We start from the raw sequence: 23,758 nt of genomic DNA on the forward strand, positions 1-23,758 counted from the left end.
GCCGCGCCGGGGGGGCGCGCGCGTTTTCGACCGGCGTTGGTGGGGGCGGTCACCGGGACCCCCGCTCCTCAAACGCCGGAGGGGCTGAATTCCAAGCGCCGGTCCCGGTAACGCGGGGGCGAAGAAAATCCGGCGTCGACCCCACCGCTCAGAACCCCCCGCCCCCGAAGTCCCCTCCCCCTCCGCCGAAATCGCCACCGCCTCCGAAGTCTCCGCCGCCCCCGAAATCGCCGAAGTCCCCGGAGTCGAAGTCCGAGCCGGAGAGGTCGCCGCCCTCGTAGCCGCCGCCGAAGTCGCCGTAACCGGAGCCGTAGTCGGCCGCGTAGGCGGGCGTGGCCATCATGCTGCCGAGGACCGTGCCGACCAGCAGCCCGGGCAGGAGGCCGCTGCCGAAGTAGCCGCCGGCCCAGGGGCCGTAGGCCGGGCCCGCGTCCCAGTACGGACGGCGGCCCAGGTCGGTGTCGACCTCGCGCATCACCGGGTCGCGGCCGTCGGCCAGCCGGGTGGCGTCCGCGGCGCAGACCGGCACCTCGCGCGCGGCACCGCCCGGCGGCGTCCAGGTGGCGTCGGTGACGGAGGGGCCGTGGCGGGGGTCGAAGAAGCAGGGGACCCGGCGCTCGGGAAGCGGCCGCCCCTCGCGGCGCGCGGCGAGCTGGGCCAGTGAGAAGCGGCCGTCCTCCAGGGCCTGGGTGACCCCCCGTACGTCCTCGGGCCTGGTGGCCGCCCCCATGAGGGACTTCGCCTGGTCGTAGGCGTCCAGCGCCCGCTCGTAGTCGGCGCGCATCGTGTCGTCGGCGCCCGCCTCGGCGGGGTGGAAGTCCAGCCGGTCCAGTTCCTCGCCGAACGCCGTGATGTCCTCGTCCACCACCACCCGCAGCTTCTCCAGCGCGGCCCGCTGCTCCTCCGCGTGCCGGCGCCGGTTGCGGCGCACCAGCGTGTACGCGCCCGCGCCGCCGGCCACGAGCACCGCGCCGACCGTGATCAGCGCCGCGCTCGACACCCCGGCGCCGTCGTCCGCGGACCGCCAGGTCGAGGGGGCCGAGCCGCCCATGTTGGTGACCGCGGCCGCGGTGAAGTCGGTCAGCTGGGCGCGGGTGTCCTCGCCCTCGACGGTCGTCACCAGGTTCCGTACGGCCGCGTTGGGCAGGACCGAGGAGTCGGCGCGGGCGTCGAAGGCGTCGCCGAGGCGGACCGCGTAGACACCGGTGATGCCGGTCGCCGTGCGCAGCTTCGTGAACAGGTCCTGCTTCGGGTAGTCGGCGGGCAGTACGGCGACGAACAGCGGCTTGTCCGCCTTCGCGATCCGGTTCGCCAGGGCGTCGGCGTCCTTCGCGGACAGCTGGGCCGCGGCGGCCGGATCGACGTAGACCGGGCTCTTGCGGAGGGCCTGCCCGATCGCCGAGACACTCGTCGTGTTCGTGGCGGAGGCGGGCGGGGCGCCCGCCGCCAGGACGGCCAGGGCCGCGAGCACCAGGGCGAACAGCAGCCCCGGAAGGCTTCGGGTCCGTACTACGGCCTGCGCGATGGCCTTCATACTTCGAAGCTACCCGAAGCCCTCCGAAAGCGACCTCCCCGGCCGCCCCTCAGGCCGCCCGATACGCCTCCGTCAGCTTCTGCACCGCCTCTCCGTAGCGGCCGGTCAGAAGGAGGTGGTCGGCGTCGGCGAAGGGCGCCGCGACGGCGGCCGTCATCCGCCGGTCCGCCTTCCGCTGGACGATCAGCCGGGCCTTCTCGACGAGCGCGCGACCCCGGTCGTCGGCACCGGCCCGCTCGGCCGCCCGGGCCGCGGTCCCGAGCGCCTTGAGTGTGGCCACCCCACCCTCCGGGACCTTGGTGAGTGTGGTCAGGCCCCAGCCGTACGGGAATTGCGGGTCGTACGTCGGGTCCCCGACGTTGATCGGCAGCTGGGCCTGCGACCTGGGCCAGGTGACGGGGAGCCGGCCGGTGAAGGGGCGCTTGCCGTAGAGGACGTCGGCGACGCCGTCGCCCTCGGTCCCCGGCAGCCAGGAGGCGACCAGGGCGTCGATGTCACCGAGCCGGTCGCCGATGAGCTGCGGTCGCCCGGAGACGATCAGCACCACGCACTTCATGGCCGCGCACACCTTGTCGACGGCGGCCCGGTCGGCCGCGGACAGCTCCAGGTCGTGGCCGTTGCCGACATCCCCGACCCCCTCGGCGTACGGGGTCTCGCCGACGACGACCACTCCGACGTCGTAGCCGCCGGTGGGGGCGGAGGCGTCCTTGGAGTACGTCAGGGCCGGGGAGTTCTTGCGCATCGCCTCCAGGATCGTCGTGCCGGGGGTGATGTCGCCGGAGGAGCCCTGCCAGGTGACGGTCCAGCCGCCGCTCTGGTTGCCGATGTCGTCGGCGTTGGACCCGGCGACGTACACCTTCTGCGACTTCCTCAGCGGCAGGAGCCCGCCGCTGTTCTTCAGCAGCACCTGCGACTCGGCGGCCGCCTCGCGGGCCACGGCCCGGTGTCCGGCGGAACCGATCTTCGAGGCGCCGCTCGTGTCGGCGTACGGCTTCTCGAAGAGCCCGAGCCTGAACTTCTGCGTGAGGATGCGGGATACGGCGTCGTCGATCCGCTTCTCGCTGACGCGCCCGGCCCGCACCTCCTGGACGAGCGTGGTGTGGAAGTCCTTGTAGGCGTAGGGGGCCATGACCATGTCGACGCCGGCGTTGACGGACGTGCGGACGTCGCTCGCGTAGTCCCCGGGGATCTGGTCGATGCCGTTCCAGTCGCTGATGACGAAGCCGTCGAAGCCGAGCTTCTTCTTCAGGACCCCGTTGATCATGTCGGCGCGGGCGTGCATCTTGACCGGGCCGAGGCCGTCGCCGACGACGTCGAGCGAGGAGTACGAGGGCATGACGGTACCGACGCCACGGTCCACCGCGCTCTTGTACGGCGCGAGGTGGATCGCCTCCAGCTGCTGCCGGGTGACCGTCGTGACGCCCTGGTCGATGGTGTAGGTGCCGGTGGTGGAGGAGCCGTACGCGGTGCCACCGTCGCCGAGGAAGTGCTTGGCGGTGGCGAGGACCTTGTCGTTCCTGTCGAGGTCCTTGCCGCTTCTGGCTCCTTGGAGGCCCTGGATGACGGTCTCCAGGGACTCGACGAGGGCCGGGTCCTCGCCGAAGGACTCGTAGGAGCGGCCCCAGCGTTCGTCACGGGTCACGCAGAGGCAGGGCGCGAAGTCCCAGGGGATGCCGGTGGCACGGACCTCGGCGGCGGTCACGGCGCCTGTCCGCTGGGCCAGTGCGGGATCGCGGCTCGCCCCGATGCCGATGTTGTGCGGTATGACCGTGGCGCCGACCAGGTTGTTGTGGCCGTGGACGGCGTCGACGCCGTAGACGAGCGGGATCTGGAACCTCGTTGCCCGCGTGCGGAGTTGGAAGGCGTCGATCATCTTTGCCCAGGCCTCGGCCGTGTTGGGCGTGGGCGTCGAGCCGCCGCCGGAGAGCAGCGAGCCGAGGTCCTCGGCGGTGATGTCGGCCCCGGCCCCGACCGCGCCGCGCTCGGCCTGGGTCATCTGGCCGGCCTTCTCCGCGAGGGTCATACGGGAGAGGAGGTCCGCGACCCGCCTCCTCACGGGCAGTTTGCTGTTCAGATACGGCAGCCCGTGCGCGTCGATGACGACCTGCGGGGTCTCGGCGGGGGCCTTGGCGCCGGTGACGGTGAGCTTGAGGGGGATGGTCTCGGCGTTCTCGGAGGCGGTCTTGTCCTTGAGGGTGGCGACCTTGAGGGTGCGGGTGGTCCCGGAGGCGGTGCCCGCCGGGAAGGTGAACTCGCCCTTGAGCGGGGTGTAGTCGGCGTTCGAGGCTGTGCCGCCCGCCGTCTCGTAGGCGACCGTCACCGGCTCGCCGATCGGGGCGGAGCCGGTGGTGGCGACGGTGACCTTCACCTGGGCGGTGCCGCCCTCCCGCACGGGGTACACCGCGGAGTCGGTGAGCACCGAGGCGCGCAGTGACTGGTCGGCCTTGCCGTACAACTCGACGCCGTCCATGGCGAACCGGCCCGGTGTGCCGACGGGGAGCGTGACGCCGTACCCCCACATCTCGGTCAGTCCGAGGACGTGGTCGATGCCGCCGACGGGCTGGTAGTCGGTGCGGTAGGCGAAGTCGGAGAAGGGGATCTCGATCTGCTTCCAACCGGTGAAGTCGTCGGTGAAGGACGTCGTCCACAGCTCGGACGCCTCGCCGTTGGCGCCGCCGTCCTTGAGTTCGAAGGCGATCTTCTTGCCGTTGTCCTGTCCGTCCCACCAGAAGCGGATGCCCTTGTGGGCGGACCAGTCGTGGGCGGGTTCGGCGAAGGCGAAGTCGTGCGTGAAGCCGCCGTAGCCGCTGATGTCGTAGGTGCCGGAGAGGACCTGGTCTCCTTCCGGCGCGTCAACTCGCTTGCTGAGCTGGAGAGTCGGCGGGTCGTCGGTGTCGCTGCCCCAGGTGAAGAGGCCGCCCGTCGGCGGGTTGGCGAAGGGGACCTCGCCCTCGAAACGGTCGACGGGGACCGGGGGCGAGTCGTCGGCCGCACGGGCGACGGCCAGGGGCAGCAAGGAGGTGAGCAGGGCGGCGGAGACGAGCAGGGCGGTTCTACGCATGGACCTTCCCTCGGCTCTCAGGGGTCACACAGGACTTACCTCACGGCGTGAGTGAACTCAGAGCACGCACATCCGTCAAGACACCGCGTCGGCCATCGCGTCCCGCGCGAGTGGTACGACCGCAGTGCGATCGGTGCGCACCTGTGGTCGTACGGCGCCGCGTTCGCTGATGTGCTGGGGTGATGAGACGGGGATTCTTGGCGGTGGCCGTCGTCTTCGGTGTGGGGCTGCTGAGCGGGTGCACGGCCGTCGATCTGCCGCTGGCCGGGGTCCGGGTCGCGGCGAACGGGACGCCGTACGCGCTGCCCGGCCACGTCTGGGCCGACGACCGGGCGATGAGCCTGGGCGAGTTCGAGAGGCTCGCCGAGGATTCGTGCTGAGGTCAGTGCGGCGATGCCCTGACCGCGAAGTCGCACCACACGATCTTGCCGGGGTCCCGTTCCCGCACACCCCAGTCGTCGGCCAGCGCGGCCACGAGCAGCAGCCCACGGCCGTGTTCCGACTACGGCGCCGGGTCCGGGAGGCAGATCTCGCCCGGGCCGCTGTCGTGGACCTCGACACGGAGGACCCCGTCGGCCGTGAGGGCGAGGTCGAGGCGGAAGCAGCGGTGGGGCGGGACGCCGTGGAGGAGGGCGTTGGTGGTGAGTTCGCTGACGCAGAGGAGGACGTCGTCGCTCCGCTCGGACACGCCCCAATCGGTGAGGGTGATGCGCGTCAGATCTCTGGCCACGGCCACTGACCTGCGGTCGCGGGGGTAAAGGGCGGTGCGGGCGTGAAGGAGCTGGGCTTGTGGATTCACGAGGCGACTGTCACAGCGAGTGACTAGAGTGGGGCAGTGAGTGAGGTCGTAGTCCTGATTGCTACGACCTCACTACGAGGACTCGGGGCGCGCGCGGGGGAAGGGGACGGCCATGTCGAAGAAGGTCGGTTCGTGGTACGCGGTCGGCGCGCTCGTCGCGCACTATCGGAAGCAGGCCCGTCTCACTCAGGAGCAGTTCGCCGAGGCGGCCAGCCTTCACGTGGACACGGTGAGGTCGATCGAGCAGGGGAGGCTGACACTTCAGCCTGACCGGGCCGAGCAGTTCGACGAACTGCTGGATACCCGCGGCACCTTGGCGGTGTTCGTGGACAAGTTGCCGGTGCGGGACAAGGTGGTGCAGTTCGCTCAGGGGCTGGTGGATCATGAGCAGGAGGCGGTCAGCTTCTTGTCGTACGAGACTCAGATGTTTCCGGGGCTCCTCCAGACCAAGGACTACTGCCGCGCCACCTTCGACTCTCGTTATCCCGCGCTCGGCACCGAGACAGCCGAGCAGTGGGTGAATGCGCGCATGGAACGGCAGTTGCTCTGGCAGCGGGACCGGCCTCCTGTGGGGCACTTCATCCTGGAGGAGAGCATTCTGCGGCGGCAGGTCGGCAGCCCTGAGGTGATGCGTGATCAGTTCCGACAGATCCTGGCGTACACCGAGCCGCTCCACATGAGCTTTCAGATCATGCCCATGGACCGCATGCCGCATGCCGGGCTCGCCGGCCCCATGACGCTGCTGGAGACTCCCAGGGACGAACGCCTTGTCTACCTGGAAGTACAGCGCGCCAGCTTCCTCATCGAGGATCCTGACGAGGTCCGCGACTATCACCACAAGTATGGAATGCTGCGGTCACAGGCCCTCTCGCCCGACGAGAGCGTGCGCTACCTGCACGGACTGCTAGGAGACCGATGAGCACCGCACTTCACTGGTTCAAATCCAGCTACAGCAGCAACGAAGGCGGCAACTGCATCGAGGTCGCTCAGGACTGGCACAAGTCCAGCTACAGCAGCAGCGAGGGCGGCAACTGCATCGAGGTCGCCGCCCAGCCGTCCGCCGTCCACATCCGTGACTCCAAGAACTTCGGCCCCAACCTCACGGTGGAGCCGGGCACTTGGGCCGCGTTCCTCGGGCTCGCTCGGCGGGACGAGCACATCTGAGGGTTACTCGGCCGGCTCGACGCCCGCGCGCAGCAGCCCGTACGTGTACGCGTCCTCCAGGGCCTGCCACGACGCGGCGATGACGTTCTCCGCGACGCCGACCGTCGACCACTCGCCCGTGCCGTCCGACGTGGAGATCAGGACGCGGGTCGTGGACGAGGTGCCGTGGACGCCCTCCAGGATGCGGACCTTGTAGTCGACGAGGTCGAGCTTGGCGAGCTGGGGGTAGATCTTCTCCAGGGCCACGCGCAGGGCACGGTCGAGGGCGTTGACCGGGCCGTTGCCCTCCGCCGTGGCGACGATGCGCTCGCCCTTGGCGAAGAGCTTGACCGTGGCCTCGTTGGCGTGGGTGCCGTCGGGGCGGTCCTCCACGATCGCGCGCCAGGACTCGACCCCGAAGTACTTGAGGGGCTTGCCCTGGACCTCGGCACGGAGCAGGAGTTCGAAGGAGGCGTCGGCGGCCTCGTACGTGTAGCCCCTGAGCTCGCGTTCCTTGACGCGCTCGACGACCCGGCCGACCAGCTCGCGGTCGCCGCCGAGGTCGATGCCGAGTTCCTTGCCCTTGAGCTCGATCGAGGCGCGGCCCGCCATGTCGGAGACCAGCATCCGCATGGTGTTGCCGACCTGCTCGGGGTCGATGTGCTGGTAGAGGTCCGGGTCGACCTTGATCGCGGAGGCGTGCAGGCCGGCCTTGTGGGCGAAGGCGGAGACGCCGACGTAGGGCTGGTGGGTGGAGGGGGTGAGGTTGACGACCTCGGCGATGGCGTGGGAGATCCTCGTCATCTCGCGGAGCTTGCCGTCGGGGAGGACCTTCTTGCCGTACTTGAGCTCCAGGGCCGCGACGACCGGGAAGAGGTTCGCGTTGCCGACGCGCTCGCCGTAGCCGTTCGCCGTGCACTGGACGTGGGTCGCGCCCGCGTCCACGGCGGCGAGGGTGTTGGCGACCGCGCAGCCGGTGTCGTCCTGGGTGTGGATGCCGAGGCGGGCGCCGGTGTCGGCCAGGACCGTGGAGACGACCGCCTGGACCTGTGCCGGAAGCATGCCGCCGTTGGTGTCGCAGAGGATGACGACGGAGGCGCCGGCCTCCGAGGCCGCCCGTACGACGGCCTTCGCGTACTCCGGGTTCGCGCGGTAGCCGTCGAAGAAGTGCTCGCAGTCGACGAAGACCCGGCGGTCCTGCGAGACCAGGTACGAGACCGTGTCGCGGACCATCTCCAGGTTCTCGTCGAGCGTGGTGCGCAGCGCGAGTTCGACGTGCCGGTCGTGCGACTTGGCGACCAGGGTGATCACGTCCGCGCCCGAGTCGAGGAGGGCCTTGACCTGCGGGTCCTCGGACGCCTTCGCGCCCGCCCGGCGGGTTGCGCCGAAGGCGACGAGCTGGGCGTGCCGGAAGTCGATCTCCTGGCGGGCGCGGGCGAAGAACTCGGTGTCCCGCGGGTTGGCGCCGGGCCAGCCGCCCTCGATGAAGCCCACGCCGAAGTCGTCCAGGTGCCGCGCGATGGCCAGCTTGTCCGCGACGGTGAGGTTGATGCCCTCCCGCTGGGCGCCGTCGCGCAGGGTGGTGTCGAAGACGTGGAACTGATCGTCGAGCTCGCTGGTTGCGGTCATGGTCTCAAGGCTCCTGAGGATTTTGGTCTCGGTCGTACCGGAATGACCGGCTCCACCGCCCCCACATACTCCCTCGCGCTCTCGTCTCCGGCTGCGGGTGGGCCAGAAATGCGAAAAACCCCTCGCGGGTGCGAGAGGTCTGCGCGCGGGTCGAGGACGACGGTGTCCGCCCGTACCTGGTCGTACGTGGCGGTCACTGCGGACCGGCGCGCCTGCTGCCAATAATCGTGGCGAACGAGAGCACGGGGGAAGTCTGGCACACACCGCCCCCGCGCTCACCCTCCGTCTCAGGATGCGAACACTGTGCTGGTCATCGCAGGTGGCGCAGGAAGCCGTCGCCCACGCCGTTGGTGTCGTCGCGCACGAGGTCCGGCGAGGTCGAGAAGAAGGCCAGCAGACGTCCGTCGCGCGCGAACGCGCCGGGCGCCGAGTAGCCCTCGGCCAGCGGTTCGCCCGTGAGGGTGCGCGTGACGAGCTGGTTCCGGCCGGTCCGCAGCTCCCGCACCCGCACGTCGTCGTACGTCGTCTCGTCGTCCCTCACGGTCTCGGTCTGGTAGGCCAGCCGACGAGGTTGGTCGCCGAGGACGGTCGTACGCATGTCTGGTCCCCGTGGTCGGTCACTGTCATTGCAATCACCTCGTGGACGGAGCGACCCGGGGTGTGCGCCACCCGCACCTCAGCGGTGGTGCCGACACGGTCGGGCCCCCGGCCCCGCGCCGAGGGCTCCCCATGAGGCAAACGCACCATATACGACCGGGTCAATCGGCCTTATTGCGTACAACCCGGGCGGGCGGTCACGCGTCCGCGAGGAGGCTCTCGTCGAGGAACTCCCGCACGTGGCCGAGAACCGTCCCCCGGTCCGTGCCGCGCAGCCCGATCGCCACGTGGATGGAGAAGCCGTCCAGGAGGGCCCGCAGCCGGGTCGCGAAACGGTCCGGGTCGACGGTCCGGAACTCCCTGCGCGACACCCCTTCGGCGAGCAGTGCGACCAGGTCCCGGTGCCAGGCGCCCTCGATCGCGGCCTGGCGTTCGCGGGCCTCGTCGTCGGCGTTCTGCGAACGGTTCCAGACCTCCAGCCACAGGGTCCAGTGCGGGTCGCGGTGGCCGTCGGGGACGTACAGGTCGACGTACGCGTCCAGCCGTTCACGGGCGGTCGCCGTGCGGGTGAGCAGCCGGGCGCGCTCGGCGCCGAGCCGTCCCTCGCTCCACTCCAGGGTCTGCAGCAGCAGTTCGTCCTTGGAGCGGAAGTAGTAGAGGAGGTGGCCGCTGCTCATGCCGACCTCGCGGCCGAGCGCGGCCATGGTGAGCTTGTCCAGGCCCCCCGCGGCGATCATCTCCATGGCCGCGGCGAGGACACGGTCGCGCGGGGGCGCGGGCGTGCGCCGGGCAGCGGTCATGCGGGGGCCGTCCCTACGGGGTCGGGGAGGCGGCTCGGCGGCCCGGTGAGGCCGTGACCGCGGGATGGGCAGAGCAGGACGTTCACCCGTCTGTTCTACCCGACCGTCGCCCGTGGCTGCTGCTGGGTGACGCAGTGGATGCCGCCGCCGCCCGCGAAGATCGTCCGCGCGTCGACCAGTGTCACCGTGCGCTCGGGGAACAGCCGCCGGAAGAGGCCGGCGGCGAGTTCGTCGCGCGGGTCGTCGAAGGCGCAGAGCACGACTCCGCCGTTGCAGAGGTAGTGGTTGATGTAGGAGTAGTCGGCCCAGTGCCCGTCGGCCTCCAGGACGGTCGGGGCGAGCACCTCGACGACCTCCAGGCGGCGGCCGCGGGCGTCTGTCGCCGACTTCAGCAGGCCTACGACCTCCTTGGTCACCTCGTGGTCCGGGTGCGCCGGGTCCGGCTGGACGTGCGCCACGACCACGCCCGGGCGGGCGAAGGCGGCGACGATGTCGACGTGGCCCTGGGTGCCGTACGTGCCGTAGTCGCCGGTCAGGCCGCGCGGGAGCCAGACGGCCCTGCGGGTGCCGAGTCTGGCGTGGATCTCCGCCTCGACCTGCTCGCGGGTCCAGCCGGGGTTGCGCCCGTCGCCGAGCTGGACGGTGTCGGTGAGCAGGACGGTGCCCTCGCCGTCGACGTGGATCGCGCCGCCCTCGTTGACCAGCGGGCTGCTCAGCACCGGCACTTGGGCGAGGTCGGCGACCTGGCGGGCGATCTTCGAGTCGTGTTCCCAGCGGGCCCAGTCCTGGCCGCCCCAGCCGTTGAACACCCAGTCCACGGCGGCCAGTCGGCCCTCCTCGTCCTTGACGAACGTCGGGCCGATGTCACGCATCCACGCGTCGTCGAGCTCGCGCTCCACGAGCTCGACGTCCGGGCCGAGCAGGGCGCGCGCGGACCGGACGTCGCCGGGGCCGTGCACCATCGTCACCGGCTCGAAGCGGCGCACCGCGCGGGCCACGGACGCCCAGGCGGCTCGCGCCCGGGCCAGTTCCCCGTCGTCGGTGAAGGTGGGGTTGGGGCCGGGCCAGGCCATCCAGGTGCGGTCGTGCGGGGCCCATTCGGGCGGCATGCGGTAGGTCATCAGAGGTCCTGCGAGTCCTAGAGGAAGTACAGACGGTTGAGGGAGACCGAGTCGGCCGGTGCGGAGACGACCGGCTCTCCGTCCAGCGTCACCAGGCCCGTGCGCTGGTCCACGTCCACCGCTCCGGTACGGGAGTTGAGGCGCAGGTCGGCCGGTCCGATGCCGCGGGTGCCGCGTACCGCGACCCTTCTCCTGCGGGTCGGCAGCCGGTCGTTGCCCTGGTCGAGGGCGGCCCGGGCGACGAAGGCGACGGAGATCTCGGCGGGGGTGGCGCCGTGCGCCCCGAACTGCGGCCCCAGCACGAGGGGTTCGCAGGTGTCGGTGGCCGCGCCCGGGTCGCCGACCACGCCGTAGGCCGGGAACCCGGACTTCAGGACGAGTTGCGGCTTGGCGCCGAAGTACTCCGGCCGCCACAGCACGAGGTCGGCCAGCTTGCCGACCTCGATCGAGCCGACGTCGTGCGAAAGGCCGTGCGCGATGGCCGGGTTGATGGTCAGCTTGGCGACGTAGCGCAGCACGCGCTCGTTGTCGTGGCCGTCGTCCGGGGCCCCGAACTCGGCCTTCATCTTCCCGGCCATCGCGAAGGTACGGCGGACCGTCTCACCGGCCCGCCCCATGCCCTGCGCGTCGGAGGAGGTGATCCCGATCGCGCCCAGGTCGTGCAGCACGTCCTCGGCGCCCATGGTCCCGGCGCGGATGCGGTCACGGGCCATGGCGGCGTCACCGGGCAGGTCGGTCTTGAGATCGTGAACGGAGACGATCATGCCGTAGTGCTCTGCGACGGCGTCCCGGCCGAAGGGCAGGGTGGGGTTGGTGGAGGAGCCGATGACGTTCGCGACGCCGGCCATCTTCAACACGTTCGGTACGTGTCCGCCGCCGCAGCCCTCGATGTGGAAGGCGTGGATCGTGCGGCCCTCCAGCACCCTCAGGGTGTCCTCGACGGACAGGCACTCGTTCAACCCGTCGCTGTGCAGGGCGACTTGGACGTCGTGCTCCTCGGCGACCCGTAGCGCGGTGTCCAGCGCGCGGGTGTGGGCGCCCATGTCCTCGTGGACCTTGAAGCCTGAGGCGCCTCCCTCGGCGAGAGCCTCGATCAGGGGGGCCGGTGTGGAGGACGAACCCCGGCCCAGGAAACCGATGTTGACCGGCCAGGCGTCGAAGGCACCGAACGCGTGCCTCAGCGCCCAGGGCGAGTTGACCCCGACGCCCCACACGGGCCCGAACTCCTGCCCGATGATCGTGGTCACCCCGGACGCGAGCGAGGCCTCCATGATCCGCGGCGACAGCAGATGGACGTGGGTGTCGACGGCCCCGGCGGTGGCGATGAGCCCCTCGCCGGACACGATGGAGGTACCGGTGCCCACGACGACGTCGACCCCGTCGAGGGTGTCGGGGTTCCCGGCCCGCCCGATGGAGCAGATCCGCCCCTCGCGGATGCCGATCGAGACCTTCCGGATCCCCTGCACGGCGTCGATCACGACGACGTTGCTGACGACGACGTCACAGGTGTCCCGCACGGCGGCGGCCTTGAGGTGCAGCCCGTCACGCGCGGTCTTCCCGAACCCGGCGAGGAACTCGTCACCGTAGCGCTGCGAGTCCTCCTCGACCCGGATCACCAGCCCGGAGTCACCGAGGCGCACGCGGTCGCCGGCGCGGGGTCCGTGGGTGGCGGCGTACTCGTAGGGAGTGAGGCGACGAGCCTCGGCGGGGTGGCCTCCGGGGCGGCTCATCGGACGACCTCCTCGTCGCGCACTCCCAGATACCCGCAAGCCGCAGCCCGCCGCAACGCCTCCTCGCGCGCACCCGGCACGTCCAGTGGTCCGTCCACCAGGCCGGCGAAGCCGACCGCGACCCGGGCCCCGCCGATCGGTACCAGGCCGACCTCGGCCGACTCCCCCGGGCCGAACCGCACCGACGAGCCCGCGGGCACCGCGAGCCGCATGCCGTACGCCTCGGCGCGCGGGAAGTCCAGGCGCGGGTTGGCCTCGAAGAAGTGGAAGTGGGAGGTGACGGAGACGGGCACGGTGGCGGTGTTGGTGACCGTCAGCCGCACGACCGCCTCGGGCTCGGCGTGCTCGGGCCCCGGCAGCAGCGCGCCCGGCGCCCCCTCGCCGAGCCCCCCGCCGATCGGGTCGCTGACGACGGCGAGCCGCGAACCGTCGTCGAAGACCGCCTCGACATGCACCTCGGTGACGACGTCCGCGACGCCGGGCAGGACGTCGTCGGGCCCGAGCACCGACCGGGCGCGCTCGACGGCCTCGGCCAGCCGCGCCCCGTCCCGGGCGGCCTCGCACACGGTGTCCGCGATGAGCGCGGTCGCCTCCGGGACGTTCAGCCGCAGCCCGCGGGCTCTGCGGGCCCGGGCCAGTTCGGCGGCCCCGAACAGCAGCAGCCGGTCACGTTCCGTGGGGGTCAGTCTCACGACACGACACCTCCCTACCTCGCCATGAGTTAGAGCAACACTCTAAGGCATTCACAAGCCATGCCGACATAGTGGATCCGCTCACATCGAGCGCCGCTCTAACCATGTGCCGGAAACGCGACGGGCCCGCCCCGGAACATGTCCGAGCGGGCCCGTGGAGCGTCTGTGAGACTCAGCCCAGCTTGTGCATCCAGCCGTGCTTGTCCTCCCTGACACCGCGCTGGATCCCGAGCAGGGCCTCGCGCAGCTTCAGGGTGACCTCGCCGGGCGTGCCGTCCCCGTGGGTCCACGCGTCCGTCTTCGTCTTGACGTGCCCGATCGGCGTGACGACCGCCGCCGTGCCGCAGGCGAAGACCTCGGTGAGGGCGCCGGACGCCGCGTCGGCGCGCCACTGGTCCAGGGTGACGACACCCTCCTCGGCGGTGTAGCCGAGGTCGCGGGCGACCTGGAGGAGGGAGTCCCGGGTGATGCCCTCCAGGATCGAGCCGGTCAGCGAGGGCGTGACGATCCGGTCGCCGTAGACGAAGGCGATGTTCATGGAGCCGGACTCCTCGACCTTGGTGCGGGTCACCGCGTCGAGGTAGACGACCTGGTCGCAGCCGTTCGCGGCGGCCTCGGCCTGCGGGAGAAGGGAGGCCGCGTAGTTGCCGCCGGTCTTGGCGTCGCCGGTGCCGCCGGGGACCGCGCGGACGTAGTCCTCGGAGACCCAGATGGTGACCGGCTTGACGCCCCCGGCGAAGTACGCGCCGGACGGGGAGGCGATCAGCATGAAGAGGTACTCGTTGGCCGGGTGGACGCCGAGCGCGGCCTCCGTGGCGAACATGAACGGGCGCAGGTAGAGGGACTCCTCACCGCCGTGCGGCGGGACCCAGTCGGCGTCCTGGCCGATCAGCGCGTCGAGGGCGTCGATGAACAGCTCCTCGGGCAGCTCGGCCATCGCCATCCGGCGCGCGGAGTTGCGGAAGCGGCGCGCGTTGGCCTCGGGACGGAACACGGCGACCGAGCCGTCGGCCTGGCGGTACGCCTTGAGGCCCTCGAAGATCTCCTGGCCGTAGTGCAGGACGTGGGTGGAGGGGTCGAGGGAGATCGGGCCGTACGGGACGAGCTGCGCGTCGTGCCAGCCGCGGCCCTCGGTCCACTTGACCGTCACCATGTGGTCGGTGAAGTGGCGGCCGAACCCGGGGTTGGCCAGGATCGCCTCGCGCTCGGCGGCGGAGAGCGGGCTGGCGGAGGGCTTGAGCTCGATCGTGGGCGTCGTCATGAGTGGTTGTCCTTCACCGGTTGTGTAGTGACGGGCCGCGCTCACGCCCTTTTACTGTCAGTGACCAGTGCTAGGACGTCCGAGCATTCCCTCACTCCGCGGCTCCACGTTCGATTATCGCAAGCGCGGGGCCGGGGAAGAAACGGCGTGAGATGCGACCCGGGGATGATGGTGACACCCGGCGGGGGACATGCGAAAGCCGCCGGGTGCGGGTGACCCGGCGGCTTCGAATGGTTTTCGAGTGGTCCGCCCGGTCAGCCGGCTACTCGTACGGCCAGCGCGTCGCCGATCTCCGACGTGGAGCGGGCGGGCTTGCCGGTGCGCTCGGCGAGGTCGGCGGAGACCGCCTCTTCGATACGCGCGGCCTCGGCCTCGTAGCCGAGGTGGCGCAGCAGCAGGGCGACGGACAGGACCGTGGCGGTGGGGTCGGCCTTGCCCTGGCCGGCGATGTCCGGGGCCGAGCCGTGGACGGGCTCGAACATCGACGGGAACTCGCCGCTCGGGTTGATGTTCCCGGAGGCCGCGACGCCGATGCCGCCGGAGACGGCCGCGGCGAGATCGGTGATGATGTCGCCGAAGAGGTTGTCGGTGACGATCACGTCGAACCGGGCCGGGTCGGTGACCAGGTAGATCGTGGCCGCGTCGACGTGGATGTAGTCGGTGGTGACCTCGGGGAACTCCGCGGCCACCTTGTTGAAGATGTTCGTCCACAGGTGCCCGGCGAAGGTCAGCACGTTGTTCTTGTGGACCAGCGTGAGCTTCTTGCGCGGACGGGCCTGGGCGCGGGCGAAGGCGTCCCGGACCACGCGCTCGACACCGAAGGCCGTGTTCACGGAGACCTCGGTGGCGACCTCGTGCTCGGTGCCCTTGCGGATGGTGCCGCCGTTGCCGGTGTACGGGCCCTCGGTGCCCTCGCGGACGACCACGAAGTCGATGGCCGGCTCGCCCTTCAGGGGCGTGTCGACCCCCGGAAGCAGCTTCGACGGACGCAGGTTCACGTGGTGGTCGAAGGCGAAGCGGAGCTTGAGGAGAAAGCCGCGCTCCAGCACGCCGGAGGGGACCGACGGGTCGCCGATCGCGCCCAGCAGGATCGCGTCGTGCTTCTTCAGCGCGTCGAGGTCGGCGTCGGTGAGGGTCTCACCGGTGGCGTGGTAGCGCCGGGCACCGAAGTCGAAGTCCTTGGTCTCCAGCTTCACATCCTGCGGAAGGACGGCGGAGAGGACCTTCAGACCTTCGGCCACGACCTCCTGGCCGATGCCGTCACCGGGAATCACTGCGAGATTGAGGCTGCGAGACATGCGGGAACCCTACTCCCCGTCCCAGGGGATGACACCGCTTGTCCGCGATACGGACACCGCTGCACGACCGTTCGGCGCACGTTCACCCGTAGGCAGTGCGGTGGTCGGCCTCCGCGGGGAAGGTCATCACCATGGACCTTCCCGACGTCGGCATTCCGCCGCGGCTCGCGCACCGGATGAGCATGGCAGAGCAGCACGAGTACCTGCGCGCGAAGCTGTCCCGGCGCCGCACGCTGGTGACGGCGGGCGCGGTCGCGGGCGGCCTGCTGACCGGCTGCACGCCCGCCGGATCGTCCACCGCGACCTCCCCCACGGCGAAGGTGCACGGCTCGGCCGTCTCTCCCTTCGGCCGCCATCTCGCCTTCGGCGCCGATCCGAGGACCCAGATGCGGATCTCGTGGCAGGTCCCGCTCGCGGTGAAGAAGCCGTACGTCCGGGTCGGTCCGACGCCCGAGGACCTGAGCCGCAGGATCGAGGCCGAGCTGCGCGACCTGCACACCCCGGGGCAGAGCGGCGTACGCCTCGCGCTCGACCAGTACTACCTGCACGCGGCCCTGGACGGACTGCGCCCCGGCACGACGTACTACTACGGCGTCGGCCACGACGGCTTCGACCCGGCGGACGCGAGCCGCCGCTCGACCATCAGCAGTTTCCGGACGGCCCCGGCGAGCCCCGAGAAGTTCGTCTTCACCGCCTTCGGCGACCAGGGGGTCGGCACCGCCGCGGCCGCCAACGACAACCTCCTGCTGCGCCAGAAGCCCGCCTTCCACCTGCACGCCGGCGACATCTGCTACGCCGACGGCACCGGCCTGGGCCTGAAGACGGACGGCTACGACCCGGGCTTCTGGGACCTGTTCCTCAAGCAGAACGAAGAAGTCGCGCGCAGCGTCCCCTGGATGGTCACGACCGGCAACCACGACATGGAGGCCTGGTACTCCCCCGACGGCTACGGCGGCCAGCTCGCCCGCTGGTCCCTCCCGGAGAGCGGCTTCGACCCGCGTGCGGCGCCGGGTGTGTACTCCTTCACGTACGGCAACGTCGGCGTCGTGGCACTGGACGCGAACGACGTGTCGTACGAGATCCCCGCCAACTTCGGCTACACGGACGGGAAGCAGACGACGTGGCTGGACAGGAGACTGGGTGAGCTGCGGGCGGCCGGCGGCGTCGACTTCGTCGTCGTCTACTTCCACCACTGCGCGTACTCGACGTCCTCGCACGCCTCCGATGGCGGGGTGCGCGCCGCGTGGCTGCCGCTGTTCGAGAAGCACCAGGTGGATCTGGTGATCAACGGGCACAACCACGTGTACGAGCGCACGGACGCGATCCGCGGCGGCGCGGTCGGCCGGCCGGTGCCGGTCGGCGGCGCCACGGATCCCACGCGGGACGGGATCGTGTACGTCACGGCCGGCGGGGGCGGCCGGGACCTGTACGGCTTCCCCGCGGGCGTGAAGGAGAGCTACGAGGGGCGCGTGCACGACCACGAGTCCGTCGAGACCTTCCAGTGGACGAGGTCGAAGCAGTCCCGGAAGGAGACGGTGGAGTGGTCACGGGTGCGCTACCGCGGGTTCTCGCTGCTCTCGGTGGAGGCGCAGAGCGGGCCGCGGCCACGGCTGACGGTGTCGGCGCTCGGGCAGAACGGGGAGCGCATCGACCATTTCGAGGTGCGGCGCGGGGCCTGACGGGCCCGCGCCACACCTCGTACGGGTGCGGCTCCCGGCTGTGAGGGACCGGTCAGTGACCGGTCGAGCCGCCGTTGTCACGGCGGTCGAGGGCGCGCTGCAGGGCTGCGGCGGCGTTCTTGCGGTCGGACTCGCTGGTCCGGGAGGTGTGACGGACTCGACGGCGGGCGGTCGTCTCGGCCATGAGAAATCGACTCCTTCGAATTTCCGGGGAAGGGGACAACGAGACGCCGGAAGGGGCGGGGAGCGACGGGCCGCAGGGGTTGCCTGCAAGGGGCCCGGCTCACGACCGCCATTCGCTTGATCGAGCGACACGTTCGGCTCCTACAAAACTAAGGGAGGACGGCCGGTCTGTCTCCACAATTACTCGGACTTCCTACTATCTGAGACGGTGCAGTGGATCACACCGCGCTGACCTGCGGTTTCGCCTTTCGGAGGGCGACGCCCAGGGTGCCGTGGACCAGGACCTCACCACGCGCCGCCGACGGGGTTGCCGAGCACGTCTGCCAGGGCGTGCTCGAAGTCCTCGGGTGCCTCCACCCACGGCAGGTGCCCGGCCTTCGGCAGCACCACCCGCCGCACTCGTGGCAACGCCTCCTCCAGTGAGTCCACCGCCGAGCGCGGACGGATGTCCTGGGCGCCGTCGATGATCAGGACGGGCACGTCGAGGGACGCGCAGGCGGTCCGCAGCTCCGGCGTGCCCCAGGTGCGTACGGTCTCCGCGTTCAGGGCCGCGTTGCACTCGTGGTTGATCTCGAACCAGGGGTCGGCCAGCCGGCGGGCGTGCTCCAGGGCACGCTCGCGGTCCGCGAAGTCGGCCGTCCACTGAAGCACCGCGCGCTCCGGGTCCCGCCGCGGCAACTCCCGCCAGTGAGACAGCCGTTCGGGCTGCTCGCCGAGGCGCCCGGTGAGGTTCTGCGTGTAGGAGGCGTGCCAGTGGGACACCGGCTCGATGCCCGTCCCGCTGACGTAGACCAGCGTGCTGACCCGTTCCGGGTGGGCCAGGGTGTAGCTCAACGCCAGCTGGGCGCCCCAGGAGTGGCCCAGCAGCGTCATCCGGTCCAGGCCGAAGTGGCGTCGTACGGCGTCCAGGTCGGCCACGAACCGGTCGGTCGTCCACGGCCCGGCGCACCGCTGCGAGCGCCCGCAGCCGCGCTGGTCCCAACGGATCACGGTGGACCGGTCGTGGAGCATCGCGGACAGGTCCTCGAACATGTCCCACAGTCCCGGACCCCCGTGACACAGGACCAACGGGCCCCCCGCACCCGAACGCGAAGCCCACAGCCGTACGCCGTCCTCGGTGACCACGTTCATGCCCGCATTGTGCGCACACGAAGGGGCCGGACAACAGCCCGGCCCCTTCCGGGAACTGACGACACGTCAGTCCATGTGCGGGTAGCCGTACTCGGTCGGCGGGACCAGGGTCTCCTTGATGGCGCGGGTCAGGGTCCAGCGCTGGAGGTTCTGCGGGGCGCCGGCCTTGTCGTTGGTGCCTGAGGCGCGGCCGCCGCCGAAGGGCTGCTGGCCGACGACAGCGCCGGTCGACTTGTCGTTGATGTAGAAGTTGCCGGCCGCGTAGCGCAGCTTCTCCATCGTGTACGCCGCCGCCGCGCGGTCGGATGCGATCACCGAGCCGGTCAGCGCGTAGTCGGAGGCCGACTCCATCTGGGTCAGCATCTCCTCGTACTTCTCGTCCTCGTAGACGTACACCGCGAGGAAGGGGCCGAAGTACTCGGTGGTGAAGACCTCGTTCTCCGGGTCCGTGCACTCCACGACGGTCGGGCGGACGAACCAGCCGACCGAGTCGTCGTAGGAACCGCCCGCGACGATCGTGCAGGTGGGGTCCGACTGCGCGCGGTCGATCGCCGCCTTGCTCTTGGCGAAGGCCCGCTCGTCGATGACCGCGCCGATGAAGTGGGACAGGTCGGTGACATCACCCATGGCGATGCCGTCGACCTCGGCGGCGAACTCCTCGCGGAAACCGCTGTTCCAGATCGACGCCGGGATGTAGGCCCGGGAGGTCGCCGAGCACTTCTGGCCCTGGTACTCGAAGGCACCGCGGGTCAGAGCGGTCTTGAGGATCGCGCGGTCGGCGCTCGGGTGGGCGACGACGAAGTCCTTGCCGCCGGTCTCGCCGACCAGACGCGGATACGTGCGGTACTTCTCGATGTTGGCGCCGACCGTCTTCCACAGGTGCTGGAAGGTCTTCGTCGAACCGGTGAAGTGGATGCCCGCGAGGTCCCGGTGCTCCAGGGCGACCTTGGAGACCTCGATGCCGTCGCCGGTGACGAGGTTGATGACGCCCTTGGGCAGACCGGCCTCCTCCAGGAGCTGCATCAGCAGCACGGCGGCGTGGGTCTGCGTCGGGGACGGCTTCCACACGACCACGTTGCCCATGAGCGCGGGCGCGGTCGGCAGGTTGCCCGCGATCGCCGTGAAGTTGAACGGCGTGATCGCGTAGACGAAGCCCTCGAGCGGGCGGTGGTCGAGACGGTTCCAGACACCCGGGGCGTTGGCCGGGGGCTGCTCGGCGAGCAGGTCACGGGCGTACTTGACGTTGAAGCGCCAGAAGTCGACGAGCTCGCAGGGCGTGTCGATCTCGGCCTGCTGGGCGGTCTTGGACTGACCGAGCATGGTCGAGGCGGCCAGCGTCTCGCGCCAGGGGCCGGAGAGCAGTTCGGCGGCGCGCAGGATGATCGCGGCGCGGTCGTCGAAGGCCATCGCGCGCCAGGCGGGGGCGGCGGCGAGGGCCGCGTCGATGGCGTCCCGGGCGTCCTGCTGGGTGGCGTTGCGGAGGGTGCCGAGGACGGCCTTGTGGTTGTGCGGCTGCACGACCTGGAAGGGCTCGCCGCCACCGAGCCGCTTCTCACCGCCGATGGTCATCGGCAGGTCGATGGGGTTCTCGGCCAGCTCCTTGAGCCTGGCCTCCAGCCGGGCCCGCTCGGGCGAGCCGGGGGCATAGCCGCGCACCGGCTCGTTGACGGGGGTGGGGACCTGGGTCACAGCGTCCATGGGTTCCGTAACTCCTTGAACTTGAGCGGGTGTTCGGGCTCAGCCCTTGCTGATCATGCTGCGGGCGAAAAAGCGCAGGTTCGCCGGCTTCTCCGCGAGCCGCCTCATGAAGTAGCCGTACCAGTCGGTGCCGTAGGCGGTGTAGACGCGCATGCGGTGGCCCTCGGCGGCCAGGCGCAGGTGTTCGTCGCCGCGGATGCCGTAGAGCATCTGGAACTCGTACTCGTCGGGCTTGCGGCCCGCCTGCCGGGCGAGTTCCTGGGCGATGGCGATCAGGCGCGGGTCGTGGGAGCCGACCATCGGGTATCCCTCGCCCTCCATGAGGATGCGCAGGACCCGGACGTACGCCTTGTCGATCTCATGTTTCTGCTGGTAGGCGACCTCGGCGGGCTCCTTGTAGGCGCCCTTCACGAGCCGTACCCGGCTGCCCGCCGCGGCGAGCCGGCGGGCGTCGGCCTCGGTGCGGAAGAGGTAGGCCTGGATCACACAGCCGGTCTGCGGGAAGTCCTTCCGCAGTTCCTCGTGGATGGCGAACATCGAGTCGAGGGTGGTGTGGTCCTCGGCGTCGAGCGTGACGGTCGTACCGATGGCGGCGGCGGCCTCGACGACGGGCCGGACGTTGGCGAGGGCGAGCTCGTGGCCGCCGTCCAGCGCCTGGCCGAACATCGACAGCTTCACGGACATCTCGGCCCTGCTGCCCAGTTGGAGTGGCCCGAGCCGGTCGACGAGCGCGAGATAGGCGTCCCGGGCTGCCTCGGCCTGCCCGGGGTTGGTGATGTCCTCGCCGACGACGTCCATCGTCAGCTCCAGACCGCGGTCGGTCAGCTCGCGGACGATCGGCACGATCTCCTCGACCGTCTCACCGGGGATGAAGCGGTCGACGACCTGCTTGGTCACCGGGGCCGCCGAGATCAGGCGTCGCATCCGGTCGCTGCGCGACGCGGCGAGAATCACGGGACCCAGCACGGGGCACCTCCACAGACCAGCAGACAGAACCACCGTGAAACCTAAGGATCCCTCCGATCGTCGGCCATCGACAGCTGTCACGCATCCGTGCCACAGATCTCAGACAGATGTATGAAGCGGGGTGTTTTTGCGCGAGAATGCCCGGGTGGCAGGCGACTACAAAGGCGACTACCAGGAGCTGGTGGACGAGATCTCGGAGCTCCTGGGCCTACCGGCGACCCTGGAGAACCGCGACTTCGAGCTGATCGCCTTCGGTGCGTACGACAGTGAGGGCGACCTCGATCCGTCGGCGCTGGACCCCGTCCGCGCCCGCTCGATCCTGACCCGGCGCTCCACGGCCGCGGTCCGGGCGTGGTTCGAGGGCTTCGGCATCACGCGGGCGAGCGGCCCGGTGCGGATTCCGCCCACCCGGGAGGCCGGGGTGTACCGGGGGCGGATCTGTCTGCCCGTACGCCATCGCGGGGTCGTCCTCGGTTACGTCTGGCTCCTGGACTCCGAGCCCGGCCCGACCGACCGGCAGCTGGACGCGGCGATGCGGGTGACGGCCCGGATCGGCGCACTGCTCGCGGACGAGGCGCAGCACGGGGCCGACCTGAGCCGGGAGCTGCGGGCGGTGCTGACCGCCGAGCGCGGCTGGCAGTCCGACATGGCGGTGGCAGCGCTGCGCACGGCGCTGGGCTCCCGCGGCGACGGCCCGTACACCGTGGTGTGCGTCGCTCCGTGGCCGTCCGCCGACCCGGACGACGCCCCGTCCGCCCGTACGATCCCGCACGCGACGGCCCTGTGCGCGGTCCCGTGGGGCACCTCGGCCCAGTCCCTGGCAGTCCTGGTCCGCCTGCGCACGACGGACACCCTGACCCCGGCGACCTCGACGGCGGTGCGGCTGCTGGAGCGGGCGCGGGGTGTGGAGGGGGGTGGCGGCGCCCACGGCGAGCCGGGGAGTGGTGGACGCGGCGGAGGAGAACCGAGGGCGGGCGGATCGGGCGCGAGCAAGGGCAGGGGACCCAGCGAGGGCAGGGCCGGCAGGAGCGACGACAGCGCGGCGGGCGGCACAGGCAGCAGCGGTGACCGACCGGAGAGCGGCGACATCCCCGGCCCGGTTCAGGGCACTCAGGGCACTCAGGGCACGGCACGCGGTACGACCGCCTCAGGCACTACAGGCGGTACAGCACCCGCGGGCAACACGCGGGACACGGCCGCCGCCCAACGCACCGTGGCCGCCGGGGTCGCCGCCGCCCGTGTGGGCCTTGCCGAACTGGCCCCCGCCTGGCAGGAGGCGTCGGCCGCGGCCCGGGCCGCGCTCGCCGAACCCCGCTTGGGCCCCATCGCGGAATGGTCCCGCATCGGCCCGTACCGTCTGCTGACCGCACTGCCCCCGGAGACGGCCCACGACCCCGCCGTACGCCCGCTCCTCTCCCCCGCCCACCGCGAACTGGCCCGCACCGCCGAGGTCTACCTCGACTGCGCGGGCCAGGCGGGGCGCACCGCCGCGGAGTTGGGCATCCACCGCCAGACCCTCTACTACCGCCTCTCCCGCGTCGAACAGCTCACCGGCCTGGACCTGGACGACGGCGAGGACCGGCTGTTGCTGCACATGGCGCTCAAGAGGGCGCGGCTGTAAGGGCTGTTGGGCCGAGAGCACCTCTCACGGCAGGCTCCGGCCGACCGGATCAGTGGACCGTGACTACCGCGTGCGACATGCGACCGTGCGGGGAGATCGACCCCGGGCGGACCGTCCAGCGAAGATCCACAACGCCGGTCCCGACCGGCTCGCCACCGAGACGGACCACCGGCCCCACGCCACCGCTCTAGACGCGGCGACCGTCATCGCCTCGGGTGGCGGCCTCCACCAGTCGGCGCAGCCCCTCGGTGAGCTGCTCGGCGGTGGGCGCCGTCTTCGGATCGAAGGCCCACTGCGCGATGAGCCCGGTCATCAGTGTCAGGTAGAACGCGCCGAGCGTGTCCGTCGTCTCGTCGGACACATCCTCCTCGCGACCGCCCATGAGCAGCGGGATGATCCCTCGCCCGGCCTCGCGCTGGGCCCGCGCCAGGTGGTCGCGCACCTCGGGCATCCGGTCGCCCATGACCAGGATCTCCATGCTGAGATGCCACGGCGAGCCGGGCTCCCGCATGGTGCCGATGATGTTCGACCACACCTCCTGGAACCGTTCGATCGAGCCCGGCTCGGTGGCGGTGCCGACGGTCCCGCCGCCGTCGAAGGCCTCACCGAGCCCCTCGACGAGCGCGATGTACGCCTGCGCCAGCAGGGCGTCCTTCGAGCCGTAGTGGTAGCCGATGGACGCCAGATTGGTGCCCGACTCCTTCACGATGTCGCGCGCCGTCGTCCGCGCGAACCCTTTCTGCAACAGGCAGCGCTTGGCGCCTTCGAGCAGATCCTCACGGTGTCCCATGCGGCCCAGCCTATCCGGATCCATA

At 70.8% G+C, this 23,758-nt stretch carries 20 protein-coding genes and 1 pseudogene; 5 read left to right on the plus strand and 16 right to left on the minus strand.

Features of this window, described 5'->3' with window-relative positions:
* Positions 1 to 148 precede the first annotated feature (148 nt).
* Positions 149 to 1,534, minus strand: coding sequence for a hypothetical protein (locus tag ACFVYN_RS24975; RefSeq protein ID WP_390002001.1), 1,386 nt, complete (start codon positions 1,532 to 1,534; stop codon positions 149 to 151).
* Positions 1,535 to 1,583: 49 nt separating this feature from the next.
* Positions 1,584 to 4,595, minus strand: a complete 3,012-nt coding sequence (locus ACFVYN_RS24980) for a glycoside hydrolase family 3 N-terminal domain-containing protein (RefSeq protein ID WP_390002003.1) — start codon at positions 4,593 to 4,595, stop codon at positions 1,584 to 1,586.
* Positions 4,596 to 4,777: 182 nt separating this feature from the next.
* Between ACFVYN_RS24980 and ACFVYN_RS24985 the strand changes: the two genes are divergently transcribed.
* On the plus strand, positions 4,778 to 4,975 hold the full coding sequence (locus tag ACFVYN_RS24985; protein WP_390002005.1) for a hypothetical protein: 198 nt from the start codon (positions 4,778 to 4,780) through the stop codon (positions 4,973 to 4,975).
* Positions 4,976 to 4,977: 2 nt separating this feature from the next.
* Here ACFVYN_RS24985 and ACFVYN_RS24990 read toward each other — a convergent pair.
* Positions 4,978 to 5,394, minus strand: a pseudogene (locus ACFVYN_RS24990) (ATP-binding protein).
* Positions 5,395 to 5,506: 112 nt separating this feature from the next.
* On the opposite strand from ACFVYN_RS24990, the gene ACFVYN_RS24995 reads away from it, so the two are divergent.
* Both ACFVYN_RS24995 and ACFVYN_RS25000 read left to right on the plus strand, forming a co-directional pair.
* The gene (locus ACFVYN_RS24995) at positions 5,507 to 6,313 is read left to right on the plus strand and encodes a Scr1 family TA system antitoxin-like transcriptional regulator (protein ID WP_390002007.1); all 807 of its coding nucleotides are present in this window, start codon (positions 5,507 to 5,509) and stop codon (positions 6,311 to 6,313) included.
* A complete protein-coding gene (locus tag ACFVYN_RS25000) occupies positions 6,310 to 6,558 on the plus strand; it encodes a DUF397 domain-containing protein (RefSeq protein ID WP_390002009.1) in 249 nt (82 codons plus the stop codon). The genes ACFVYN_RS24995 and ACFVYN_RS25000 overlap by 4 nt, the downstream gene beginning before the upstream one ends.
* Positions 6,559 to 6,561: 3 nt before the next feature.
* On the opposite strand, the gene cimA is transcribed toward ACFVYN_RS25000, so the two are convergent.
* The 8 genes from cimA to ACFVYN_RS25040 all read right to left on the minus strand — a co-directional run bounded on the left by cimA (position 6,562) and on the right by ACFVYN_RS25040 (position 15,665).
* Positions 6,562 to 8,166 carry a citramalate synthase gene (gene cimA / locus ACFVYN_RS25005; protein WP_390002011.1) on the minus strand — a complete coding sequence of 535 codons (1,605 nt, stop codon included), beginning with the start codon at positions 8,164 to 8,166 and terminating at the stop codon, positions 6,562 to 6,564.
* Positions 8,167 to 8,476: 310 nt separating this feature from the next.
* Positions 8,477 to 8,764 carry a hypothetical protein gene (locus tag ACFVYN_RS25010; RefSeq protein WP_390002013.1) on the minus strand — a complete coding sequence of 96 codons (288 nt, stop codon included), beginning with the start codon at positions 8,762 to 8,764 and terminating at the stop codon, positions 8,477 to 8,479.
* A 196-nt stretch (positions 8,765 to 8,960) separates the two neighbouring features.
* Complete coding sequence (locus tag ACFVYN_RS25015) at positions 8,961 to 9,563, minus strand: TetR/AcrR family transcriptional regulator (protein WP_390002015.1); 603 nt, start codon at positions 9,561 to 9,563, stop codon at positions 8,961 to 8,963.
* A gap of 95 nt (positions 9,564 to 9,658) precedes the next feature.
* Positions 9,659 to 10,684: an agmatine/peptidylarginine deiminase gene (locus ACFVYN_RS25020; RefSeq protein ID WP_390002017.1), complete on the minus strand. Its 1,026-nt coding sequence runs from the start codon at positions 10,682 to 10,684 to the stop codon at positions 9,659 to 9,661.
* Between the two features lie 17 nt (positions 10,685 to 10,701).
* Positions 10,702 to 12,414 (minus strand): urease subunit alpha, encoded by a 1,713-nt coding sequence (locus ACFVYN_RS25025; RefSeq protein ID WP_390002019.1) that lies wholly within the window; start codon positions 12,412 to 12,414, stop codon positions 10,702 to 10,704.
* On the minus strand, positions 12,411 to 13,106 hold the full coding sequence (gene ureA / locus ACFVYN_RS25030) for an urease subunit gamma (protein ID WP_390002021.1): 696 nt from the start codon (positions 13,104 to 13,106) through the stop codon (positions 12,411 to 12,413). Before ureA ends, ACFVYN_RS25025 begins: the two co-directional genes overlap by 4 nt.
* 172 nt (positions 13,107 to 13,278) lie before the next feature.
* Positions 13,279 to 14,367: a branched-chain amino acid aminotransferase gene (locus tag ACFVYN_RS25035; RefSeq protein ID WP_390002023.1), complete on the minus strand. Its 1,089-nt coding sequence runs from the start codon at positions 14,365 to 14,367 to the stop codon at positions 13,279 to 13,281.
* A 254-nt stretch (positions 14,368 to 14,621) separates the two neighbouring features.
* Complete coding sequence (locus tag ACFVYN_RS25040; protein WP_390002025.1) at positions 14,622 to 15,665, minus strand: 3-isopropylmalate dehydrogenase; 1,044 nt, start codon at positions 15,663 to 15,665, stop codon at positions 14,622 to 14,624.
* A 131-nt stretch (positions 15,666 to 15,796) separates the two neighbouring features.
* Here ACFVYN_RS25040 and ACFVYN_RS25045 point away from each other — a divergent pair, with 131 nt between their 5' ends.
* On the plus strand, positions 15,797 to 17,344 hold the full coding sequence (locus ACFVYN_RS25045) for a purple acid phosphatase family protein (protein WP_390002027.1): 1,548 nt from the start codon (positions 15,797 to 15,799) through the stop codon (positions 17,342 to 17,344).
* Positions 17,345 to 17,396: 52 nt separating this feature from the next.
* On the opposite strand, the gene ACFVYN_RS25050 is transcribed toward ACFVYN_RS25045, so the two are convergent.
* From ACFVYN_RS25050 to ACFVYN_RS25065, 4 genes are all read right to left on the minus strand, one after another.
* A complete protein-coding gene (locus tag ACFVYN_RS25050) occupies positions 17,397 to 17,528 on the minus strand; it encodes a hypothetical protein (protein ID WP_020121043.1) in 132 nt (43 codons plus the stop codon).
* A 284-nt stretch (positions 17,529 to 17,812) separates the two neighbouring features.
* Positions 17,813 to 18,658 (minus strand): alpha/beta fold hydrolase, encoded by an 846-nt coding sequence (locus ACFVYN_RS25055; protein ID WP_390002029.1) that lies wholly within the window; start codon positions 18,656 to 18,658, stop codon positions 17,813 to 17,815.
* Positions 18,659 to 18,724: 66 nt separating this feature from the next.
* A complete protein-coding gene (gene pruA, locus ACFVYN_RS25060) occupies positions 18,725 to 20,356 on the minus strand; it encodes an L-glutamate gamma-semialdehyde dehydrogenase (RefSeq protein WP_390002031.1) in 1,632 nt (543 codons plus the stop codon).
* 39 nt (positions 20,357 to 20,395) lie between these two features.
* Positions 20,396 to 21,322 carry a proline dehydrogenase family protein gene (locus tag ACFVYN_RS25065; RefSeq protein ID WP_390002033.1) on the minus strand — a complete coding sequence of 309 codons (927 nt, stop codon included), beginning with the start codon at positions 21,320 to 21,322 and terminating at the stop codon, positions 20,396 to 20,398.
* 145 nt (positions 21,323 to 21,467) lie between these two features.
* Between ACFVYN_RS25065 and ACFVYN_RS25070 the strand changes: the two genes are divergently transcribed.
* Positions 21,468 to 22,943, plus strand: coding sequence for a PucR family transcriptional regulator (locus tag ACFVYN_RS25070; protein WP_390002035.1), 1,476 nt, complete (start codon positions 21,468 to 21,470; stop codon positions 22,941 to 22,943).
* 187 nt (positions 22,944 to 23,130) lie between these two features.
* On the opposite strand, the gene ACFVYN_RS25075 is transcribed toward ACFVYN_RS25070, so the two are convergent.
* Complete coding sequence (locus ACFVYN_RS25075) at positions 23,131 to 23,733, minus strand: TetR/AcrR family transcriptional regulator (RefSeq protein WP_390002036.1); 603 nt, start codon at positions 23,731 to 23,733, stop codon at positions 23,131 to 23,133.
* Positions 23,734 to 23,758: the final 25 nt, after the last annotated feature.

Origin of the sequence: Streptomyces sp. NPDC058307 (genome assembly GCF_042880295.1) — a bacterium.
In the GTDB taxonomy this organism is placed as follows: domain Bacteria; phylum Actinomycetota; class Actinomycetes; order Streptomycetales; family Streptomycetaceae; genus Streptomyces.

Excerpts from the sequence above, each read along its gene's own strand:
- ACFVYN_RS25040 (WP_390002025.1), bottom strand. The coding sequence starts at position 15,665 with ATGTCTCGCAGCCTCAATCTCGCAGTGATTCCCGGTGACGGCATCGGC.
- ACFVYN_RS24985 (WP_390002005.1), top strand. The coding sequence starts at position 4,778 with ATGAGACGGGGATTCTTGGCGGTGGCCGTCGTCTTCGGTGTGGGGCTG.
- ACFVYN_RS25075 (WP_390002036.1), bottom strand. The coding sequence starts at position 23,733 with ATGGGACACCGTGAGGATCTGCTCGAAGGCGCCAAGCGCTGCCTGTTG.
- ACFVYN_RS25015 (WP_390002015.1), bottom strand. The coding sequence starts at position 9,563 with ATGACCGCTGCCCGGCGCACGCCCGCGCCCCCGCGCGACCGTGTCCTC.
- ACFVYN_RS24975 (WP_390002001.1), bottom strand. The coding sequence starts at position 1,534 with ATGAAGGCCATCGCGCAGGCCGTAGTACGGACCCGAAGCCTTCCGGGG.
- ACFVYN_RS25050 (WP_020121043.1), bottom strand. The coding sequence starts at position 17,528 with ATGGCCGAGACGACCGCCCGCCGTCGAGTCCGTCACACCTCCCGGACC.
- pruA (WP_390002031.1), bottom strand. The coding sequence starts at position 20,356 with ATGGACGCTGTGACCCAGGTCCCCACCCCCGTCAACGAGCCGGTGCGC.
- ACFVYN_RS25025 (WP_390002019.1), bottom strand. The coding sequence starts at position 12,414 with ATGAGCCGCCCCGGAGGCCACCCCGCCGAGGCTCGTCGCCTCACTCCC.
- ACFVYN_RS25010 (WP_390002013.1), bottom strand. The coding sequence starts at position 8,764 with ATGCGTACGACCGTCCTCGGCGACCAACCTCGTCGGCTGGCCTACCAG.
- ACFVYN_RS25055 (WP_390002029.1), bottom strand. The coding sequence starts at position 18,658 with ATGAACGTGGTCACCGAGGACGGCGTACGGCTGTGGGCTTCGCGTTCG.
- ACFVYN_RS25035 (WP_390002023.1), bottom strand. The coding sequence starts at position 14,367 with ATGACGACGCCCACGATCGAGCTCAAGCCCTCCGCCAGCCCGCTCTCC.
- cimA (WP_390002011.1), bottom strand. The coding sequence starts at position 8,166 with ATGACCGCAACCAGCGAGCTCGACGATCAGTTCCACGTCTTCGACACC.
- ACFVYN_RS25000 (WP_390002009.1), top strand. The coding sequence starts at position 6,310 with ATGAGCACCGCACTTCACTGGTTCAAATCCAGCTACAGCAGCAACGAA.
- ACFVYN_RS24995 (WP_390002007.1), top strand. The coding sequence starts at position 5,507 with ATGTCGAAGAAGGTCGGTTCGTGGTACGCGGTCGGCGCGCTCGTCGCG.
- ACFVYN_RS25045 (WP_390002027.1), top strand. The coding sequence starts at position 15,797 with ATGGACCTTCCCGACGTCGGCATTCCGCCGCGGCTCGCGCACCGGATG.
- ACFVYN_RS24980 (WP_390002003.1), bottom strand. The coding sequence starts at position 4,595 with ATGCGTAGAACCGCCCTGCTCGTCTCCGCCGCCCTGCTCACCTCCTTG.
- ACFVYN_RS25020 (WP_390002017.1), bottom strand. The coding sequence starts at position 10,684 with ATGACCTACCGCATGCCGCCCGAATGGGCCCCGCACGACCGCACCTGG.